Below are 17,661 nucleotides of genomic sequence, written 5' to 3'. Positions count from 1 at the left end.
CACCGAGGTGTCTGCATCGCAGGCAAGCCAGCTCCCACAGAAAAGCCCGCTCCCACAGTTGGGTAGCGTCGAGCCTACAACCCAAGCTCCGACAACCCCGGATGCTCATCCGGACGCCGCCCCAGCGGCCAGTGGAACTTGCGCTCGCTTTCCTTGATCGGCATGTCGTTGATGCAGGCAAACCGGTTCGCCATCAAGCCGTTCTCGTCAAACTCCCAGTTCTCGTTGCCGTAGGAGCGGAACCAGTTGCCGGAGTCGTCATGCCATTCATAGGCATAGCGCACCGCAATGCGGTTGCCGGTAAACGCCCACAACTCCTTGATCAACCGATAATCCAGTTCCTTGGCCCATTTGCGGGTCAGGAAGGCTTTGGCTTCTTCGCGGTTGTGGGCGAACTCGGCGCGGTTGCGCCATTGAGTATCCAGGGTATAGGCCAGGGATACTCGTTGCGGGTCTCGGGAATTCCAGCCGTCTTCGGCCAGGCGAACTTTCTCAATCGCTGATTCACGGGTGAATGGAGGCACCGGCGGGCGTATTTCTAGGTTGGATGACATCGGACGGCTCCTGAACGGGTTCTAATGAACGTGGGGTCAAAGTTGCAATAAGATCCGCGCCATGGCTTGCGCATTATCGGCAGCGGTGGTGTCGCCCATCACCAGGGCAACGGTAATGGCGCCATCAATCAGGATCAGCAGGTGCGCGGCCTGGCGTTCCGGGTCGGGGGTGCCATGTGCTTGACACAGTTCGAGGGCGTATTCGAACAGTTTCTGTTTATGGGCCTTGGCCAGCAGGCGGACCGGGTCTTGCGGGTCGCCGGTCTCGCCGCTGGTGTTGATGAAGGCGCAGCCGCGAAAATCGTCGGAGCCGAACCAGGTTTTCAGCGCACTGAACACACCCAACAGGCGCTCGCCCGTGGTGGCGTGGCGTGTCACTTCGCTGCGCAGCCAGTGCATCCAGCGCTCGTCGCGGCGCTGAAGGGCGGCGATCACCAGTTCGTCCTTGTTGGCGAAGTAGCGGTAGACGCTCTTTCTGGAGACGCCGGCGGTCTTCACCAGAAGATCCATGCCGGTGGCTGCGATGCCATTTCGGTAGATCAACTTTTCGGTGACGTCGAGGATAATGTCGCGAGTGATATCGTTCATGTAAATTACAGTAGAACGATCGTTCTTCTTGGTCAATTAATTATTTTTTACCCGCCGGCGGGAAGACCTGAGCCAGCCCATGGTGTAAGCTCTGGAGTCCTTCGGATTCGACCCATTGCGAGCCCTATGCCGTCGTTATTCAAACGCTCCCTGTTGCCCAAGCTGCGCGGTTTTCCCCTCACGCCCGACGCGATCGAGGTGCTGTCCGGCGCCGCCGAGTACCGCCGTTGCCTGCTGGAGAAAATTTCCCAGGCCACCCAGCGCATTTACATCGTGGCGTTATACCTGCAGCAGGATGAGGCGGGACAAGAGATCTACGACGCATTGCATGCGGCCAAGGCGGCCCGGCCCGGGCTGGATATCGTGGTGGTGGTCGACTCGCTGCGGGCCCAGCGTGGTTTGATCGGCGCCGGCAAGCAACCGGGCAACAGCGCCTGGTACCAGGCCATGACCGAGTCCCACAGCACCGAAGTGCCGGTGTATGGCGTGCCGGTGCAAACCCGTGAACTGTTCGGCGTGCTGCACCTCAAGGGCTTTGTGATCGATGACAGCGTGCTGTACAGCGGCGCCAGCCTGAATAACGTGTACCTGCACAAGTTCGACAAATACCGTTACGACCGTTATCACCTGATTCACAACAAGGCGCTGGCCGACTCGATGCAGCACCTGGTGGAGCACGGCCTGGTAGCCGCCAAGGCGGTGCATCGCCTGGACCTGCCCAACCCACCCACCACCCGCAGCCTGCGCAACGACATCGGCGACCTGCGCAGTCGCCTGAAACACGCGGTGTATGACACCACGGCGGGGCAGTTGCCAAATGGCAACCTGACGGTCAGCCCGCTGTTGGGCGTGTGCAAGAACAACCCCCTGAGCCGGGTGATCTGCGAGCTGATTGCCAGCGCCCAGCACCAGCTGACTATCTGTACGCCGTACTTCAACCTGCCGCTGCCGGTGACCCGGGAAATCAACCGCGCCCTGGCGCGCGGGGTGAAGATCGACATCATTGTCGGCGACAAGACTGCCAACGACTTCTACATTCCGCCGAGCGAGCCATTCAAGGTTATCGCCGCGCTGCCGTATCTCTACGAAATCAGCCTGCGACGCTTCGCCAAGCGCCATCAGCGCATGATCGACAGCGGCCAGTTGAACCTGCACCTGTGGCGCGACGGCGACAATACCTACCACCTCAAGGGCATGTGGGTCGACCAGCGCTACACTTTGCTGACCGGCAACAACATCAACCCGCGAGCGTTTCGCCTCGACCTGGAAAACGCCTTGCTCATCGATGATCCCAAGGGTGAGTGGGTAGGGCCACGGCGCACTGAACTGGCGGAGATTTTCCAGCACACCTCACGTATCGAGCGCTATCAGCAGCTGGAAACACTGGTGGAGTACCCGGCGGCCGTCGGCAAGTTCTTGCGTCGGGTCAGCCGGGTGCGGATCGAGCGGTTGTTGTATCGGATCTTGTAGCACCGTTGCATGCATTCCGATTTTTGCGGGGCGCCACTGCCATGCTGGTTTGGGTACTGCAAGCTGGCTCTGACCGCCTGGATGTGAAGGCATCTATTGTTTGACTTTGTGGTCGACATGCCTGACCAGTAAATTATCAAGGTCAAATTTGTCGGCCTGGTCCGTTTGAAGTTCAAATCGAAAAGTGATTCTGAGATTTAACTGGTTGCCGGATTCTGTCGCGGTGGGAAGGGGAATTGTGACACCAATCCAGTTATTGCTCGGTTGGAAAAGACTGGATGATTGCTCAACTTCCGCCAGCCTGACGATGAGGCGAGCAGGTGTTTTTGATCTGAACTGAAAGTTGAGTAAATACTCCTGCCCCGCAGTAAAGCGGAAACGCTTTTGTATGCGAATAGCACTGCCCGTTCCGAAGTCGGATGAAAGATAAAAATCCAGCGGATCATTGGGCGTTTGCTGCACAAACTTCGTGGTGCCTGGGACGGTCTCGGTCCAGTCGTTCCAGTTTTTATTTTCAAATGTAGTCAGATCGTACAGTTCATTGCTCATGATTTTGCCTCAAGGTTGAGCGGGCTTATTCATCCAGGCCCGCCGTTCGATGAGATTCCAATACCTTCAGCCTGTCTACTGTCAGAAATCACAGGTAGATACCCTTGGGCACTACCGCTGGAGCGGGAGTACTCGCGGGCACGAACGGCCCGCGAGTGAGGTGCATCAGTTCAAGCCAAGCTTGCCACGCAAGGTGGACAGGTCTTCTGCCAGGGTGTTGACCGGGCCAACCAGGGCTTTACGGTCTGCTTCCTTGACCTTGTCATAGGTTTCAAAACCGCCATCCTTGGTTTTGTACTTGGCCAGGATCTTGTCCACGGTGGCGAAGTTCTTGTCGACTTTGGCGACGAAGGCCTTGTCCTGCTTCTCGATCTGCGGACGGAACAGGTCGACGATTTTCTTCGCGCCGTCGATGTTGCCCTGGAAGTCATACAGGTCGGTGTGGCTGTAGCGATCTTCTTCACCGGAGATCTTGGTCGCGGCGACTTCTTCCAGCAGGGCAGCAGCACCACCGACAACTTTTTCCGGCGGGAAGGTCAGGCCGTCCACACGGGTTTTCAGGTCCAGTACATCGCTGTTGAGCTTGTCCGCCAGGGCGTCGAGGCCTTTGGTGGTGTTCTCGGAGAACAGGCTGTACTCGATGCGGTGGAAGCCGGTGAAGTCTTCGGCTTTCACGCCTTTCTCGTGGTCGTCCACACGGGAGTCGATGGAGGCGTCGAGGTCGCTGAACAGCTCGGCGATCGGCTCGATGGACTCATAGTGAACGCGGGTTGGCGCGTACAGTTTCTTGGCCGTGGCCAGGTCGCCTTTTTTCACAGCGTCGGTGAACGCCTGGGTCTGGGTGACCAGCTCGCCGATTTCTTCGGTGACGTAAATCTTGTAGTCCGACACCGGCCCTACCAGGTCCAGCGGCGCGGTGGCGGCAAAGGCCGCCAGCGGCGAAAGGCTCATTAACAACGACAATGCGAGAGACGACTTCTTCATGGGACGATTTCCGCTCTGGGGTTTGTTTTAGGTTTTGGCAGTGGTGTGTGGATGTGTCGCATCAAGCAGCGTGCGCCCGATAAAATCCTTGTCCCCGGTGACGCCTGGCAAGGTGAAGAAATAACCGCCGCCGACCGGCTTCAGGTATTCCTCCAGAGGCTCGCCATTGAGCCGGGTTTGCACGCTGATAAAGCCTTTCTCCAGGTCAGCCTGGTAGCAGATGAACAACAGCCCCATGTCCAGCTGACCGTTTTTGTTGACGCCGTTGGAGTAGTTGAACGGCCGGCGCAGGATCAGGTTGGCCTGGGTCTGTGCAGTACGCGGGTTGGCCAGGCGGATGTGGGCATCGAGCTTGGTCAACTTGCCTTCCGGGTCCTTGCTGTAGTCCGGCACCTGGGTTTCTTTCTGGCCATCCATGGGCGCGCCACTGGTCTTGATCCGGCCAATGATGCTTTCTTGCTCTTGCAGTGGCGTGCGGTCCCAGCGTTCGACGAAGTTACGGATGATCCGCACCGCCTGGTAGCTGCCATTGGCGGCCCAGGCCGGTTCGTCGCTGCCTGGCTGTACCCACACAATCTGGTCCATCGCCTTGTTGTCGTTGGAGTTCGGGTTGGCCGAGCCGTCGCGAAAACCGAGGAAGTTGCGCGCGCTCTGCGCCGGCTCGCCAGGGCGGGCAGGGGCCTGGGGCGGCACGCTGCCTTCCTGTTTCCAGCGCACCAGCAGCAGGTCCGGCAGGTTTTTCACGATGTCGCGCAGGGCGTGGATATTGGTGTCCGGGGTGTTGGAGCTGAACTGCAGGCTCAGGTCGCCGTGGCACTGCGCCGGTTCCAGCGCATCGTTGGGGAAACCCACCATGCGGATCAGGCGCTTGGGCTTGGCTGCGGCCAGGCCGAAGCGTTCGTCGAACAGCGACTCGCCGACCGACACGGTGATGGTCAGGTTGTCCGGTGTCACCACCGGGCCGAGAATGCCGGAGTCGGTGGGGGGCAGTTTCGGGTCGACTTGCACCACGGTGCCGCCGGTCATCAGGAACGCGATGCGCTCGTTCAAGGTGCGGAACAGCCGCTCCAGGTCCTCGCGGTCGCTGGCCAATACGTCGAATGCCACGAGCATGCCGCAGGCCGGGCGCGGGGTGACGATGCCGGTCTGGTGCTTGCCATGGAAATCGTGGTGGTCCTGGGTCTTTTCACTGCTTGGCGCGGTGGTCACTTGTGCAGCCGCGTTGGCGGCCATTGCCGGGCAGCTCAGGCTGCTGCCGGCAATCGCGGCGCCGGTGGCGGCCATGCCCAGCAATACACGACGACGCTGGGATGAAAACTGTTCTGAATCACTCATGTCTACGGTCGTCTTCACTTCAGGCCGGAAAGGCCAAGGGCGGGGTCGATTCCATCGAGTGCAACGGCCAGAGCCTTGGCCTTGTCGGCGATCTGCTTGCGCTGATCGGCGGTAACGCTGTCATACGAGGCGTAGCGGCCATCGACTTTCAAACCGCTGAGTTCGGCGTCGAGGGCGCTGATCGCACTGTCGATCTCCGGCAGCAATTGCGCGGCAGATTTGGTCAGCAGCGGGCGCATCAGGTCGACCACTTTGCGGGCGGCGTCCAGGTTGGCGGCGAAGCCGTTGAGGTCGGTGTGGCTGTAGCGTTCTTCCTCGCCGCTGGCGGCGCGTACGTCGGCCAGGCTGTTGAGGTTGCGCACTACGATGCTCACCAGTTGCTCCGGCGGCAGCGACTGGGCCAGCAACTGTTGCTTGAGGCTGGTCACGTCGGTAACCAGGCGCTGGGCAATCGGCGCCAGACCATCGAGGTTGTGTTGCTGGAACAGGCCGTACTCGAGGCGGTGGAAGCCGCTGAACGCCGGGTCCTGTTCGCGTTTTTCAAAGTAGTCGGCGCGGGCGTTGATTGCGTTGTCCAGTTCTGCCAGGCGTTGCGAGGCCGGGGCCAGACGCTGGTAGGCCTCGCGGGCCGGTATGTAAAGTGCCTGGGCCTGGGCGAGGTCGCCGGTCTCGATGGCCTGCTCAAGTGCCGTAACGGCCTTGACCAGCGCACTGCCCTGGCTGCTCAGGTACACGCGGAACTCCGACAGCGGGCCGATAAACGCCACCATCGACGGCTTGGCCTTGGCTTGCGCGTCCGACTCGGCAGTCGGCGTCACCGTCAGGGTGCCTCGTGGGTTGCTCAGCAGGCCGCAGGTGATCTGGTAGTCGCCGGGCAGCAGGTTGGCGTTGATCACCTGGCTCAGGCCCGGGGCTATGTTTTCGCGCTCTTCGACCACCAGCACGCCGTCGAGGATTTCCCATTCCACGGCACGGTCCGAGCGGTTGATGATGCGGAAACTGGCGTGTCCCGCCGGCACCGTCAGCGCATTCGGCTCGCAGCTGTGGGCGTGGATCGTCACCGCGATTTCATTGTGGTTGGCCTGGCGCTTGGAGGCAGCCAGTTGCGAAGCGTAGTAGAACAGGCCACCGGCGGCGATCATCACGACCACCGAGCCGCCCACCGCCCAGCGCAAGGCACGGGAGGGCGGAGCCGGTTGAGGGGTTTGGTTGGACAAGAGGCGGTCCTTACTGGCTGGAAACGGAAGAAGTTGTGCGGGTAGCCGGCTTGCTCGGCGGCGCGGGCAGGAAGAACATCACCAGGGCCACCACCAGGTAGATCAGGTAGGCGCCGAGGGTGCTGATGGTCGGGGCGTCCTGATAGCCGAACATGCCGGCCAGCACCGAGCCCAGAGGGCCATCCATCGGCAGCGTCGCGCTGAAATCGAACAGTACGGTTTGCAGGTGGTTCCACACCCCGGCTTCGTGCAGGGCTTGTACCGAGTTGGCGAGGATGCCGGCGGCAACCACCAGGATGAACAAACCGGTCCAGCGGAAGAACGCGCCGAGGTTCAGGCGCATGCTGCCGGTATAGATCAGGAAGCCGACGATGATCGCCAGGATCAGGCCGAGCAGGGCGCCAATCGGTGCGCCCGGGCCTTCGCTTTGCTGGAACACCGCCAACAGGAAGAACACGGTTTCCAGGCCTTCCCGGGCTACGGCGAAAAACACCATGGCGATCAGCGCTGTGACCTGGTGTTTGGAACCGGCGAGGGCGTGATCAAGGGATTCATGCAGGGAATGCTTGATGGAGCGCGCCACCTTGCGCATCCAGAACACCATGGAGCTGAGAATCCCCACGGCCACCAGGCCAACGATGCCTTCGAACAGTTCCTGTTGTTTCTGCGGGAATTCGGCACTCACCAGTTCCAGGCCACCGCCGACCAGCAGCGCGAGGGCCGCAGCCAGAAACACGCCGATCCACACTGCGGGCATGTACTGGCCACGGCCAGTTTGCTTGAGGTAGCTGGCAATAATGCCAACGATCAAGGCGGCTTCTATGCCTTCGCGCAGCATGATGAGAAAAGGAACAAGCATTCGGCACCGAATCGTCACTAGATAGGATGCTAAGTTGTAACATAATGATACTCATTGCTAAACAAGAAATGTTGACCTTTACTGAACCTTGACTGAACGGTGGTGGCAAACCGCAACCGCCACTAGAATGCGCGGCATTGTCCCAGCCACCGGATTGCGCCATTCCCCATGTCGGAAAAAGACACGATTTCCATCCATCTGGTTCGCGAAGCCTTGTTGCAGAGCTGCGCGCCGGGTGCGGCGACCGATGAAGTGTTGAGCAAAGTCGGGATCAATCCAGCGTTGCTGGAACAGGCAAGTGCACGTGTCCCGGCAACGGCTTACGCGCGTCTTTGGCGCCTGCTGGCAAGGCGCATGGACGATGAATTCTTTGGCATGGACCCGCGCAAGCTCAAATCCGGCAGCCTGGAATTCCTGTGCCGGGCCTCTATGGCGCAACCGACCCTGGCCACCGCGCTGGAAACCGGCCTGGGCTTCCTGTCGCTGATGTTCGAGCGCATGCCCGCGCAACTGGTGCATCAGCAGAGCCTGGCGGAAATCGTATTGTTGGAGCCAGAGCCCGAACCCAAACGGGCCTTCACCTATTTTGCCTACTGGATGATCGTCCACGGCGTCGCCTGTTGGCTGGCCGGGCGACGCATTCCGATCCTGGCGATTGAGCTGCGCTGTTCGCCGCCGGACTTCTGCGACGACTATCAGGTGATGTTCTCCGACAACCTGCGCTTCGACCGGCCGCGTACCCGGATGATTTTCTCAGCCGACTGCCTCGACCTGCCGATCAAGCGCAGCCCGGAAGAGCTCAAGCGTTTCCTGGCCCACGCGCCCGCCAACATCCTGGTCAAATACCGCGACCCCGACAGCCTCGCCACCCGCATCAAGACCGACCTGCGGCAGATGCCTGCCGACACCTGGCCGGAAACCGAAGGCCTGGCCGCGTCCCTGTGCATCTCGGCCTCGACCCTGCGCCGGCGCCTGGCGGAAGAAGGGCAGACCTACCAGGGCCTCAAGGACAGCGTGCGCAAGGAGTTGGCGATTGTGTGGCTGGCCGACTCCGACATCAGCTTTACCGAAATCGCAACCCGCCTGGGGTTTGCCGATGCCAGCTCGTTCTACAAGGCGTTTCGCAAGTGGTCGGGCTCCAACCCCGGGCACTATCGCAGCCTGATACTGAACGAAGCGCTGAGCCAATAGGTCACTGCCAAGGGACCGCCAACGTTCGATTGCCTATCCGCGGCTTTAATGACCTGGGTCACTTTCCTGTGCCTCGGTGCGTGTGATATTCGGCGCCACCGCTCCATCGTTCGTTTCCTGACGCAGCCTGATCGGCATTTGTCGCGATCAACGTCTACGCCATTTCCCTCATTCAAGAGCAGGATTTCATGGCACTTCACAGAACCGTAGAGACTCAGGATCAAGCCATCGAAGACGTCTATTCGAGTGGCTCCGCACAGCACAAACTGCCCAAATATCGCCTCCCGGACCACTCGACCACACCGTCCGCCGCCTACAACCTGGTGCGCGACGAGCTGCTGCTGGACGGCAATTCCCGGCAAAACCTGGCGACCTTCTGCACCACCTGGGTCGAGCCCGAAGTGCAGCAGTTGATGGCCGACGCCCTCGACAAGAACATGATCGACAAGGACGAGTACCCGCAGACGGCCGAGATTGAAAACCGTTGCGTGCACATCATTGGCGACCTGTGGCACGCGCCGAAGTCGTGGCAAACCGTCGGTTGTTCCACCACCGGTTCCAGCGAAGCGGCGATGCTCGGCGGCCTGGCCCTGAAGTGGAGTTGGAAGAAGCGCCGGGAAGCCGCGGGGTTGCCCACGGACAAACCGAATTTCGTGTGCGGTCCGGTGCAGATCTGCTGGAAAAAATTCGCCCGCTACTTCGATGTGGAAATCCGCGAAGTGCCGTTGCGCGGTGATGCATTAGGCCTGCGCCCGGCCGACCTGCGGGAATATTGCGACGAAAACACCATCGGTGTTGTGGCGACCCTGGGCGTGACCTTCACCGGGATCTACGAACCGGTCGCCGCCCTGGCGGCCGAGCTGGACTCGATGCAACGCGATCTTGGCCTGGATATTCCGATTCATGTCGACGCGGCGAGCGGCGGGTTTATCGCCCCGTTCATTCAGCAAGAGCTGCAATGGGACTTTATGATCGAGCGCGTCAAGTCGATCAACGCTTCCGGCCACAAGTACGGCCTGGCGCCGCTTGGCGTGGGTTGGGTGATCTGGCGCTCCACTGAAGACCTGCCGGAAGAGCTGATCTTCTACGTCGACTACCTGGGCGGCAACATGGCGACCTTTGCCCTGAACTTCAGCCGGCCCGGCGGTGAAATCATCGCCCAGTACTACAACTTCCTGCGGCTCGGTCGTGACGGCTACACCCGTATTCAACAAGCGTGTTCCGATACGGCGCAATGGTTGGCGTCGGAAATCACCAAGTTCGCCCCGCTGGAACTGGTGTACGACGGCAAGGACGGGCTGCCGGCGGTCTGCTACAAGCTCAAGGACGGCGTAGACCACGGCTTCAGCCTCTACGACCTGTCGGAGCGTGTGCGCATGCGCGGCTGGCAGATCGCGTCATACCCGTTGCCGTCCGACCGGCAGAACGTCGTGGTACAGCGCATCCTCGTACGGCATGGCGTGAGCCGTGACCTGGTGGCGTTGCTGCTGGAAGACCTACGCAAGGCCGTTGCCTACCTGCAGAAAAACCCGGTAGAGCATTCCGACGCGGGCCCCAGCTTCAGCCATGGCGCCATCGCCGACCCGGTCATCCCGGCCGACACCCCGAACCTCGACTGAACGCACTGAACACTCACCGGGCCTTGGGGCCCGGTGCCTTTAGCGTTGCATCGCCAGGTACGAATCATCGTGACTGCCTTCTTCAATTTCCTGCACGACAACCCTTACATCCTGCTGTTCCTGGTGGTTGGCCTGTCCGTCTGGGTCGGGCGCGGCACCATCAAGGGCTACGGCCTGGGCGCGGTGGCCGGGGCCATCGTGATCGGCTGCGCGATTGCGACCTGGGCGTCGTACTACGGCGTGCATTTCGAACTCGATAACTTCACCAAGAGCCTGTTTTATTACCTGTTCATGTACGGCGTCGGTTTGCGGGTCGGGCCTTCGTTCATCAACAGTCTCAAGGGTGATGGCCTGAAGTTCACCTTCCTGGCGATTCTCTCCTCGTTTCTTGGGCTGGGCATCGTGGTGCTCGGCGTGCGGTTGCTGTCCCTGCCGGTAGGCGCGGCAGGCGGAATTCTCGCCGGTTCGCAAACCATGTCGGCGGCCATCGGTTCCGCCGAGCAGGCCATCACCTCGGGCGTGGTTCCACTGCCGCCGGGCACCACCGCGGCAGCGGCCACGGCGATGATCGCGCTGTCTTACGGCATCACCTATATCTGGGGCACAGTCGGGATCATTTTGATCTGTAAATACCTCCCGCGCTGGTGGGGTGTGGATGCGCGCAAGGCCGCGAAAGAGTTTGAGGTGGAGCACGGTGTGCCGAACGTCGACGATGCCGGGCTCAGCGGCTATCGACCGTTCGACCTGCGGGCTTATCGCCTGGTAAACCCGGAGCTGGTAGGACAAAGCATTGCGCAGTTTCGCCAGCGCTTTGCGTTGTACCAGATCGAGAACGTTGAGCGTGGTGAAGAGTTGCTGGGGGCTGATCCGACGCTGGTGTTGCAGCTGGGCGATGTGATTGCCCTGGGCGGCAGCCTGGATGCGCTGACCGATCACATGGGCCTGATCGGGCCGGAAGTACCGGATGCCCGGGCGTTGAATATACCGCTGGATGAGGCGGTGATTCTGGTGACCCACAAGGATGCCGTGGGCAAGGCGCTCAAGGAGTTCAGCCAGTCGCCGATTGCCGGGCAGGTGCAGTTGGTGGGGATTGAGCGGGGTGGTGCGCCGATTCCGGTGGGGCTGGAAACGCGGTTGCAGCGCCTGGATGTGATGCACTTGATTGGCTTGCGCAGTGCCATCGACAAGGCCACGGCGTTGCTGGGCAAAGCGGGGCGGCCGAGTACGGCGACGGATTTGCTGACGCTGTCGCTGGGCATGGTGCTGGGGTTGCTGATCGGCCTGATTCAAGTGCCGGCGTTCGGTGCGGCGGTGGGGTTGGGCAATGCGGGCGGGTTGCTGGTGTCGGGGATTATCGTTTCGTCGCTGGTGTCGCGGGTGCGGTTTTTGGGAATACGCCGAATGCGGCGCGCAACATTCTCGAGGACATGGGACTGATTTTCTTTGTCGCGATCGTGGGGGTGAATGCCGGGGCCAATCTGGTTTCGCAGATCAGCGCGATCATTGCGTTGAAGATCTTTTTGCTTGGGTTTGTGGCTTGCACGATTCCACCGTTTATTGTTTGGGCTGTGGGGTTTCATGTGTTCAAGATTAATCCGGCGATTCTCATGGGCGGTGTTGCGGGGGCGCGGAGTCACTCGGGGCCGGCGCGGGAGGCGGCCAAGGAGATCGACAGCACTGTGCCGTGGATCGGGTTTCCTGTTGCGTATGCGGTGTCGGGGATTTTGCTCACGGTGTTTGGGTACTTTGCCATGGTGCTTGCGCGGTAGCTGTATTGGGTACATATCCGTTGCTGCGGTAACGGCCACTTATGGTTCCGCTCTTACAGCGGGTCACTTTTGGCAAACGCCCCAAAAGTAACCAAAAGGTCTTTGCCCCACCACTCGGTGCCTCGCCTAGGCTCGGCATGCCCGCACTCCGGCACGGCTCCGCGGGCCGCCGCGACGGGCCATCCATGGCCCGGCGCGGCTAAATCGGCATCCTTGCCGATTTACCCGCTCCACCGTGCCTGCGTGCGGCCATCGTGGTTGACGGGGCCCGCAGATCAAAATCAAAAGCAGATCAAAAGCAGAGCACAGCGGCCTACCGGCCGGCTTGAGTGTTAAAAGCCAGATCAAAAGCCGGAGCGAATGCAGATCTGCTTTTCTGTGTGGCTTGCCTGCGATGCAGACACCTCGGTACATCAGGTACACCCAGTTGATGCCATCGCAGGCAAGCCAGCTCCCACATTTGACCGTGCCCGCTTTAGCTTTTGATTTGGCTTTTGCTTCACAACACTCAAGCCGGCCGGTAGGCCGCTGTGCTCTTGCTGTTGATCTTGATTTTGATCTTAGGCGCCCCGTTAAACCACGCTGGCCGAACGCAGGCTTTGGAGCGTGGGTAACCCGGCAGGACGCCGGGTTAGCCGCGCTGGGCCAAGGATGGCCCATCGCGGCGGCCCACGGTCCAAAGCCGGAGTGAGGGCACACCGAGCCTGGGCGAGGTGCCGAGTGGTGGGGCAAGAGCGTTTTGCTTACTTTTGCGCTTTTCAAAAGTGAGCCGCTGTAAGAGCGGAACCAATAGCAGCCCTGACCGAAATAACGGATATGTACCCACCACAAACGAGCAAAAAAAAGCCCCGCGACCGAATGACGGCACGGGGCTAAAAATTGGCTGGATGCGACCAACCAAAGGAGCTCTTTAAATCACATCACTTGGCACTGGCAATGGTGGTACTCGGCTGCCACCCACCCCCCAATGCCTTGTAAATCGCGACAATCCCCCGATACAGATCCACCTCGGCCTGAGCCTGCGAATCCTCGGCGGCCAAACGCTCACGCTGCGCGTCCAGCAACACCAGGAAGTCCACCGTCCCTTCGCGGTAACGAATCTCCGCCAGATCCGCAGCAGCCCGGCTCGACTCACTCTGACGAATCAGCGAAACCAACCGCTGCTGGCGTTTACCGTAATCACTGAAGGCGTTCTCCGATTCTTCCAGCGCCAGCAACACCTGCTGCTCATAGCTCGCCAGAGCACCATCCGCCTCGGCATCCGCACCACGCAACCGCGCCCGCACACTGCCCAAGTCAAACGCCGCCCAAGTAATACTCGGACCCAGCGACCACGCATTCGCCGCCGCCGAACCAATCTGCGAACCCCGCCCAGCGGTAAACCCGAGGAACCCACTGAGGCTCACCCGCGGAAACAGATCAGCCTTGGCCACCCCAATCCGCGCCGTGGCCGCTGCCAACTTACGCTCGGCACTGAGAATGTCCGGACGACGCTGCAACAGTTGCCCCGGATCACCAATCGGCAAGGCCTTGGCAATCGCCGGCAAGTCTTTCGGGCTCAAGTCCACGGTCAACTTGTCCGGACGCTGACCGAGGAGGGTAGCGATACGATTACGCTCGCGCACTTCCTCAGCCTGCAGCTGCGGCACACTGGCTTCTACAGCCGCCAGCCGCGCATCGGCCCGCACCACATCGAGCTGATCACCCACACCGGCATCCCGCAGGCTGACCGTGATGCCGCACGAATCTTCCTGGTTCTTCAGGTTAGCCACCGCGATTTTCTCACGCAGTTGCGCGCCCCGCAGTTGACCGTAAGCGTCCACCAGCTCGGCAATCATGGTGACTTGCAGTTGATACAGGTCGGCCTCGGCAACCTGTTGGTCAGCGTCGCTGGCTTCGAGGTTGCGGCGGATCCGCCCGAACAAGTCCACTTCCCAGGCCATGTCCAGGCCCAAGTCATAACGCTCGCTGTTGACGCGTTTAGTGGTCTGGCCCGGAATCTGGCCTTTGCCCACGTCGCTGCTGGCGCGGCTGGTGATCACCGGCATCACGTCATTGGCGGCGTCGTCACGAATCGCCCGGGCCGCCCGCAGGCGGGCAAATGCCACCCGCAGGTCACGGTTACCGTTCAGGGATTGAGTCACCAACTGGTTAAGGGTCGGGTCCTCGAACTGCTGCCACCAGATGCCTTCGAACTTCGCGTGGTCGTACTGTTTGGCGTCGGCGGCGGCCGTTACGTTGGCCGCCTCCAGAGGCTGGGTTTTATAGTCCGGGCCCACGGCACAGGCGCTCAGCGCCAGTACCAGCAAGCTCGGTAAAAATACTTTCACGCTCATTGCTGTGTCTCCAGCTTCAAGGCCTTGGCCGCTTTGCGCGCTTCACCGCGCTCAACAAACCGGCGGATCAGTACATAGAACACTGGCGTCAGCAGCAGACCGAAGAAGGTCACGCCGATCATCCCGGAGAACACCGCCACACCCATGGCGTGACGCATCTCGGCACCGGCACCGCTGGACATCACCAGAGGCACCACACCCATGATGAAGGCGAACGAGGTCATCAGGATCGGCCGCAGACGCAGACGGCAGGCTTCCAGTACCGCAGCGAGCGGGTCGAGGCCTTCCTGCTGTTTATCCTTGGCGAACTCGACGATCAGAATCGCGTTCTTACAGGCCAGGCCCACCAGTACGATCAGGCCGATCTGGGTGAAGATGTTGTTGTCGCCGCCAGAGATAATCACCCCGGTGATGGCCGACAGCAGGGTCATCGGTACGATCAGGATCACCGCCAGTGGCAGGCTCCAGCTTTCGTATTGGGCGGCCAGTACCAGGAACGCCAGCAATACGCAGAGCGGGAACACGAACAGCGCGGTGTTGCCCGAGAGGATTTGCTGATAGGTCAGGTCGGTCCACTCGTAGGTCATGCCGTTGGGCAGTTCGTCTTTCAACAGTTTCTCGATCGCCGCCTGGGCCTGGCCGGAGCTGTAGCCCGGTGCGGCGTTACCGTTGATCTCGGCCGTGATGAAGCCGTTGTAGTGCATCACGCGGTCAGGGCCCGAGGTGTCGCTGACCTTGATGAAGGTCGCCAGGGGAATCATCTCGCCTTTGTTGTTGCGCACTTTCAGCTGGCCGATCTGGTCTTCATCCTGGCGGAACTGTTGCTCAGCCTGCACGTTGACCTGATAGGTGCGCCCGAAGCGGTTGAAGTCGTTGGCATACAACGAACCCAGGTAGATCTGCAGGGTGTCGAAGATGTCGCTGATCGCCACGCCATGGGTCTTGGCCTTTTCGCGGTCGATGGCAGCATCGACCTGGGGCACGTTGACCGTGTAGCTGGTGAACAGGCCGAACAACTCAGGCACGCCACGGCTCTTGGTAATGATGTTCTGTACTTCTTTGTACAGCTCGTCGTAACCCAGGTTGCCACGGTCTTCGACCTGCAGGCGGAACCCGCCAATCGTACCCAGGCCCTGTACCGGCGGCGGAGGGAAGATCGCCATATAGGCTTCCTGGATGCTGCTGTACTTGCCGTTCAGTGCACCGGCAATCGCACCGGCAGACAGGCTCGGGTCTTTACGCTCATCGAACGGCTTCAAGGTCACGAACACGATGCCGTTGTTCGGGCTGTTGGTAAAACCGTTGATCGACAAGCCGGGGAAGGCGATCGCGCTTTCCACGCCCGGCTGTTTCATCGCAATGTCCGACATGCGCTTGATCACGTCTTCGGTGCGGTCCAGGCTCGCGGCGTCCGGCAATTGCGCGAAGGCCACCAGGTATTGCTTGTCCTGGGCCGGTACGAAACCGGTCGGCGTGTGGGCAAAGCCCATCCAGGTCAGGACCATCAGGCCGGCGTACAGGAACAGCGCGATGCCACTGCCGCGGATCACCCGGCGTACGGTGCCGACGTAACCATGGCTGGCCTTGTCGAAGAAGCGGTTGAACGGTTTGAACAACCAGCCGCCCAGCATCTTGTCGAGGAACCTGGAGAAGCCGTCTTTCGGCGCGTTGTGGCCTTTGAGCAAGACCGCTGCCAGGGCGGGCGACAGGGTCAGCGAGTTGAACGCCGAAATCACCGTCGAGATCGCAATGGTCAAGGCGAACTGCTTATAGAACTGGCCGGTTAAGCCGCTGATAAAAGCCGCTGGAATGAACACCGCACACAGTACCAGCGCGGTCGCGATGATCGGGCCAGTCACTTCGCTCATGGCCTTTTCGGTGGCCGGGAACGGTTCCAGTCCAAGCTCGATGTTGCGCTCGACGTTCTCCACCACCACGATGGCGTCGTCCACCACGATACCAATCGCCAACACCAGCCCGAACAGCGACAGCGCATTGAGCGAGAAGCCAAACAGGTGCATCACCGCAAACGTACCGATCAACGAAACCGGCACTGCCACCAGTGGAATGATCGACGCGCGCCAGGTCTGCAGGAACAGGATCACCACCAGCACGACCAGGATCAGTGCTTCAAACAAGGTGTGAACCACGGCCTCGATGGAACCCCGCACAAAGACGGTAGGGTCGTAGGCGATGCGGTAATCCATGCCCTCCGGGAAGCTCTGTTTCAGCTCCGCCATCTTGGCGCGTACTTCATTGGAGATGTCGATTGCGTTGGAGCCCGGGCGCTGGAAGATCGGGATCGCCACGGCCGGTTGGTTGTCGATCAACGAGCGCAGGGCGTACTGGCTGGAACCCAGCTCAACCCGCGCGATGTCTTTCAGGCGCGTGATTTCGCCGTTAGCCCCGGCGCGGATGACGATGTTCTCGAACTCTTCCTCAGTGACCAGTCGGCCCTGGGTGTTGACCGACAGCTGGAAGCTGGTGTCATTCGGCGCAGGTTGCGCGCCCAAGGCACCGGCCGCCACCTGGCGGTTCTGCTCGCGAATGGCGGTTACCACATCGGTGGCGGTCAGGTTGCGCGAAGCGGTTTTGTTCGGGTCAAGCCAGACGCGCAGGGAGTAGTCGCCCATGCCGAACAGCTGCACATCACCCACGCCGCCCAGCCGTGCCAGCTCATCCTTGATATTCAGGATCGCGTAGTTGGACAGGTACAGCATATTGTAGCGCTGGTCGGGGGAGGTGATGTGCACCACCATGGTCAGGTCGGGAGAGGCCTTGTCCACGGTAATACCGATGCGTGTCACTTCCTCGGGCAGTTTTGGCTGAGTCCGGGTTACCCGGTTCTGCACCTGCACCTGCGCGTTGTCCAGGTCGGTGCCCAGGGCGAAGGTGATGGTCAGGGTCAGCTTGCCGTCGGCGGTCGATTGCGAGGACATGTACAGCATGTTCTCGACGCCGGTGATGGCTTGCTCCAGAGGCGCGGCCACGGTTTCACCGATGACCTTGGGGTTGGCGCCCGGGAAGTTGGCACGGACCACAACGGTCGGCGGCACCACTTCCGGGTATTCACTGATTGGTAGCTGGAACAGTGAAATCGCGCCGGCGATCAGGATCAGCAGCGACAGCACCGCTGCGAAGATCGGCCGCGAAATGAAGAACTTGGAAAAATTCATCTTGAGTCGTATCC

General features: G+C 60.7%; 14 protein-coding genes. 5 read left to right on the top strand and 9 right to left on the bottom strand.

Annotated elements, in window-relative coordinates; genetic code table 11:
* Positions 1-74 precede the first annotated feature (74 nt).
* Positions 75-554, bottom strand: a complete 480-nt coding sequence (locus JFU58_RS10370; protein WP_201140541.1) for a nuclear transport factor 2 family protein — start codon at positions 552-554, stop codon at positions 75-77.
* A gap of 36 nt (positions 555-590) precedes the next feature.
* Positions 591-1,142, bottom strand: coding sequence for a TetR/AcrR family transcriptional regulator (locus JFU58_RS10365; RefSeq protein ID WP_063029915.1), 552 nt, complete (start codon positions 1,140-1,142; stop codon positions 591-593).
* A gap of 126 nt (positions 1,143-1,268) precedes the next feature.
* On the opposite strand from JFU58_RS10365, the gene pssA reads away from it, so the two are divergent.
* On the top strand, positions 1,269-2,612 hold the full coding sequence (gene pssA / locus JFU58_RS10360; RefSeq protein ID WP_063029917.1) for a CDP-diacylglycerol--serine O-phosphatidyltransferase: 1,344 nt from the start codon (positions 1,269-1,271) through the stop codon (positions 2,610-2,612).
* A 93-nt stretch (positions 2,613-2,705) separates the two neighbouring features.
* Here the strand turns inward: pssA and JFU58_RS10355 are convergent, their stop codons facing one another.
* The 5 genes from JFU58_RS10355 to efeU form a co-directional block, all read right to left on the bottom strand.
* Positions 2,706-3,161, bottom strand: coding sequence for a hypothetical protein (locus tag JFU58_RS10355; protein ID WP_063029919.1), 456 nt, complete (start codon positions 3,159-3,161; stop codon positions 2,706-2,708).
* A gap of 165 nt (positions 3,162-3,326) precedes the next feature.
* Positions 3,327-4,145 (bottom strand): iron uptake system protein EfeO, encoded by an 819-nt coding sequence (gene efeO, locus JFU58_RS10350; protein ID WP_003218415.1) that lies wholly within the window; start codon positions 4,143-4,145, stop codon positions 3,327-3,329.
* Between the two features lie 27 nt (positions 4,146-4,172).
* Positions 4,173-5,480: an iron uptake transporter deferrochelatase/peroxidase subunit gene (gene efeB / locus JFU58_RS10345; protein ID WP_177026036.1), complete on the bottom strand. Its 1,308-nt coding sequence runs from the start codon at positions 5,478-5,480 to the stop codon at positions 4,173-4,175.
* 14 nt (positions 5,481-5,494) lie between these two features.
* Positions 5,495-6,697, bottom strand: coding sequence for an iron uptake system protein EfeO (efeO, locus tag JFU58_RS10340; RefSeq protein WP_201140540.1), 1,203 nt, complete (start codon positions 6,695-6,697; stop codon positions 5,495-5,497).
* 10 nt (positions 6,698-6,707) lie between these two features.
* On the bottom strand, positions 6,708-7,556 hold the full coding sequence (gene efeU / locus JFU58_RS10335) for an iron uptake transporter permease EfeU (RefSeq protein ID WP_003218412.1): 849 nt from the start codon (positions 7,554-7,556) through the stop codon (positions 6,708-6,710).
* Between the two features lie 168 nt (positions 7,557-7,724).
* On the opposite strand from efeU, the gene JFU58_RS10330 reads away from it, so the two are divergent.
* From JFU58_RS10330 to JFU58_RS32250, 4 genes are all read left to right on the top strand, one after another.
* On the top strand, positions 7,725-8,747 hold the full coding sequence (locus tag JFU58_RS10330; protein WP_063029925.1) for an AraC family transcriptional regulator: 1,023 nt from the start codon (positions 7,725-7,727) through the stop codon (positions 8,745-8,747).
* A 188-nt stretch (positions 8,748-8,935) separates the two neighbouring features.
* Positions 8,936-10,366 (top strand): glutamate decarboxylase, encoded by a 1,431-nt coding sequence (locus tag JFU58_RS10325; RefSeq protein ID WP_201140539.1) that lies wholly within the window; start codon positions 8,936-8,938, stop codon positions 10,364-10,366.
* 69 nt (positions 10,367-10,435) lie between these two features.
* The gene (locus JFU58_RS10320) at positions 10,436-11,803 is read left to right on the top strand and encodes an aspartate-alanine antiporter-like transporter (RefSeq protein ID WP_342215239.1); all 1,368 of its coding nucleotides are present in this window, start codon (positions 10,436-10,438) and stop codon (positions 11,801-11,803) included.
* Positions 11,794-12,135: an aspartate-alanine antiporter-like transporter gene (locus JFU58_RS32250; RefSeq protein WP_242488250.1), complete on the top strand. Its 342-nt coding sequence runs from the start codon at positions 11,794-11,796 to the stop codon at positions 12,133-12,135. Before JFU58_RS10320 ends, JFU58_RS32250 begins: the two co-directional genes overlap by 10 nt.
* Before the next feature lie 920 nt (positions 12,136-13,055).
* Here JFU58_RS32250 and JFU58_RS10315 read toward each other — a convergent pair.
* Entirely contained in the window at positions 13,056-14,471 is a 1,416-nt protein-coding gene (locus JFU58_RS10315; RefSeq protein ID WP_201140538.1) for an efflux transporter outer membrane subunit, read from the bottom strand.
* Positions 14,468-17,647, bottom strand: coding sequence for an efflux RND transporter permease subunit (locus JFU58_RS10310; RefSeq protein WP_063030419.1), 3,180 nt, complete (start codon positions 17,645-17,647; stop codon positions 14,468-14,470). The genes JFU58_RS10315 and JFU58_RS10310 overlap by 4 nt, the downstream gene beginning before the upstream one ends.
* Positions 17,648-17,661 lie beyond the last annotated feature (14 nt).

The organism is Pseudomonas sp. TH34, assembly GCF_016650865.1.
GTDB lineage: Bacteria > Pseudomonadota > Gammaproteobacteria > Pseudomonadales > Pseudomonadaceae > Aquipseudomonas > Aquipseudomonas yamanorum.
Note: the sequence above shows the minus strand (reverse complement) of the source record. Positions and strands in the feature narration are given on the sequence as shown.

What these genes read in the sequence shown, in the direction of transcription:
- JFU58_RS10370 (WP_201140541.1), bottom strand. Translation starts at nt 554, where the DNA reads ATGTCATCCAACCTAGAAATACGCCCGCCGGTGCCTCCATTCACCCGT.
- JFU58_RS10365 (WP_063029915.1), bottom strand. Translation starts at nt 1,142, where the DNA reads ATGAACGATATCACTCGCGACATTATCCTCGACGTCACCGAAAAGTTG.
- pssA (WP_063029917.1), top strand. Translation starts at nt 1,269, where the DNA reads ATGCCGTCGTTATTCAAACGCTCCCTGTTGCCCAAGCTGCGCGGTTTT.
- JFU58_RS10355 (WP_063029919.1), bottom strand. Translation starts at nt 3,161, where the DNA reads ATGAGCAATGAACTGTACGATCTGACTACATTTGAAAATAAAAACTGG.
- efeO (WP_003218415.1), bottom strand. Translation starts at nt 4,145, where the DNA reads ATGAAGAAGTCGTCTCTCGCATTGTCGTTGTTAATGAGCCTTTCGCCG.
- efeB (WP_177026036.1), bottom strand. Translation starts at nt 5,480, where the DNA reads ATGAGTGATTCAGAACAGTTTTCATCCCAGCGTCGTCGTGTATTGCTG.
- efeU (WP_003218412.1), bottom strand. Translation starts at nt 7,556, where the DNA reads ATGCTTGTTCCTTTTCTCATCATGCTGCGCGAAGGCATAGAAGCCGCC.
- JFU58_RS10330 (WP_063029925.1), top strand. Translation starts at nt 7,725, where the DNA reads ATGTCGGAAAAAGACACGATTTCCATCCATCTGGTTCGCGAAGCCTTG.
- JFU58_RS10325 (WP_201140539.1), top strand. Translation starts at nt 8,936, where the DNA reads ATGGCACTTCACAGAACCGTAGAGACTCAGGATCAAGCCATCGAAGAC.
- JFU58_RS32250 (WP_242488250.1), top strand. Translation starts at nt 11,794, where the DNA reads ATGGGACTGATTTTCTTTGTCGCGATCGTGGGGGTGAATGCCGGGGCC.
- JFU58_RS10315 (WP_201140538.1), bottom strand. Translation starts at nt 14,471, where the DNA reads ATGAGCGTGAAAGTATTTTTACCGAGCTTGCTGGTACTGGCGCTGAGC.
- JFU58_RS10310 (WP_063030419.1), bottom strand. Translation starts at nt 17,647, where the DNA reads ATGAATTTTTCCAAGTTCTTCATTTCGCGGCCGATCTTCGCAGCGGTG.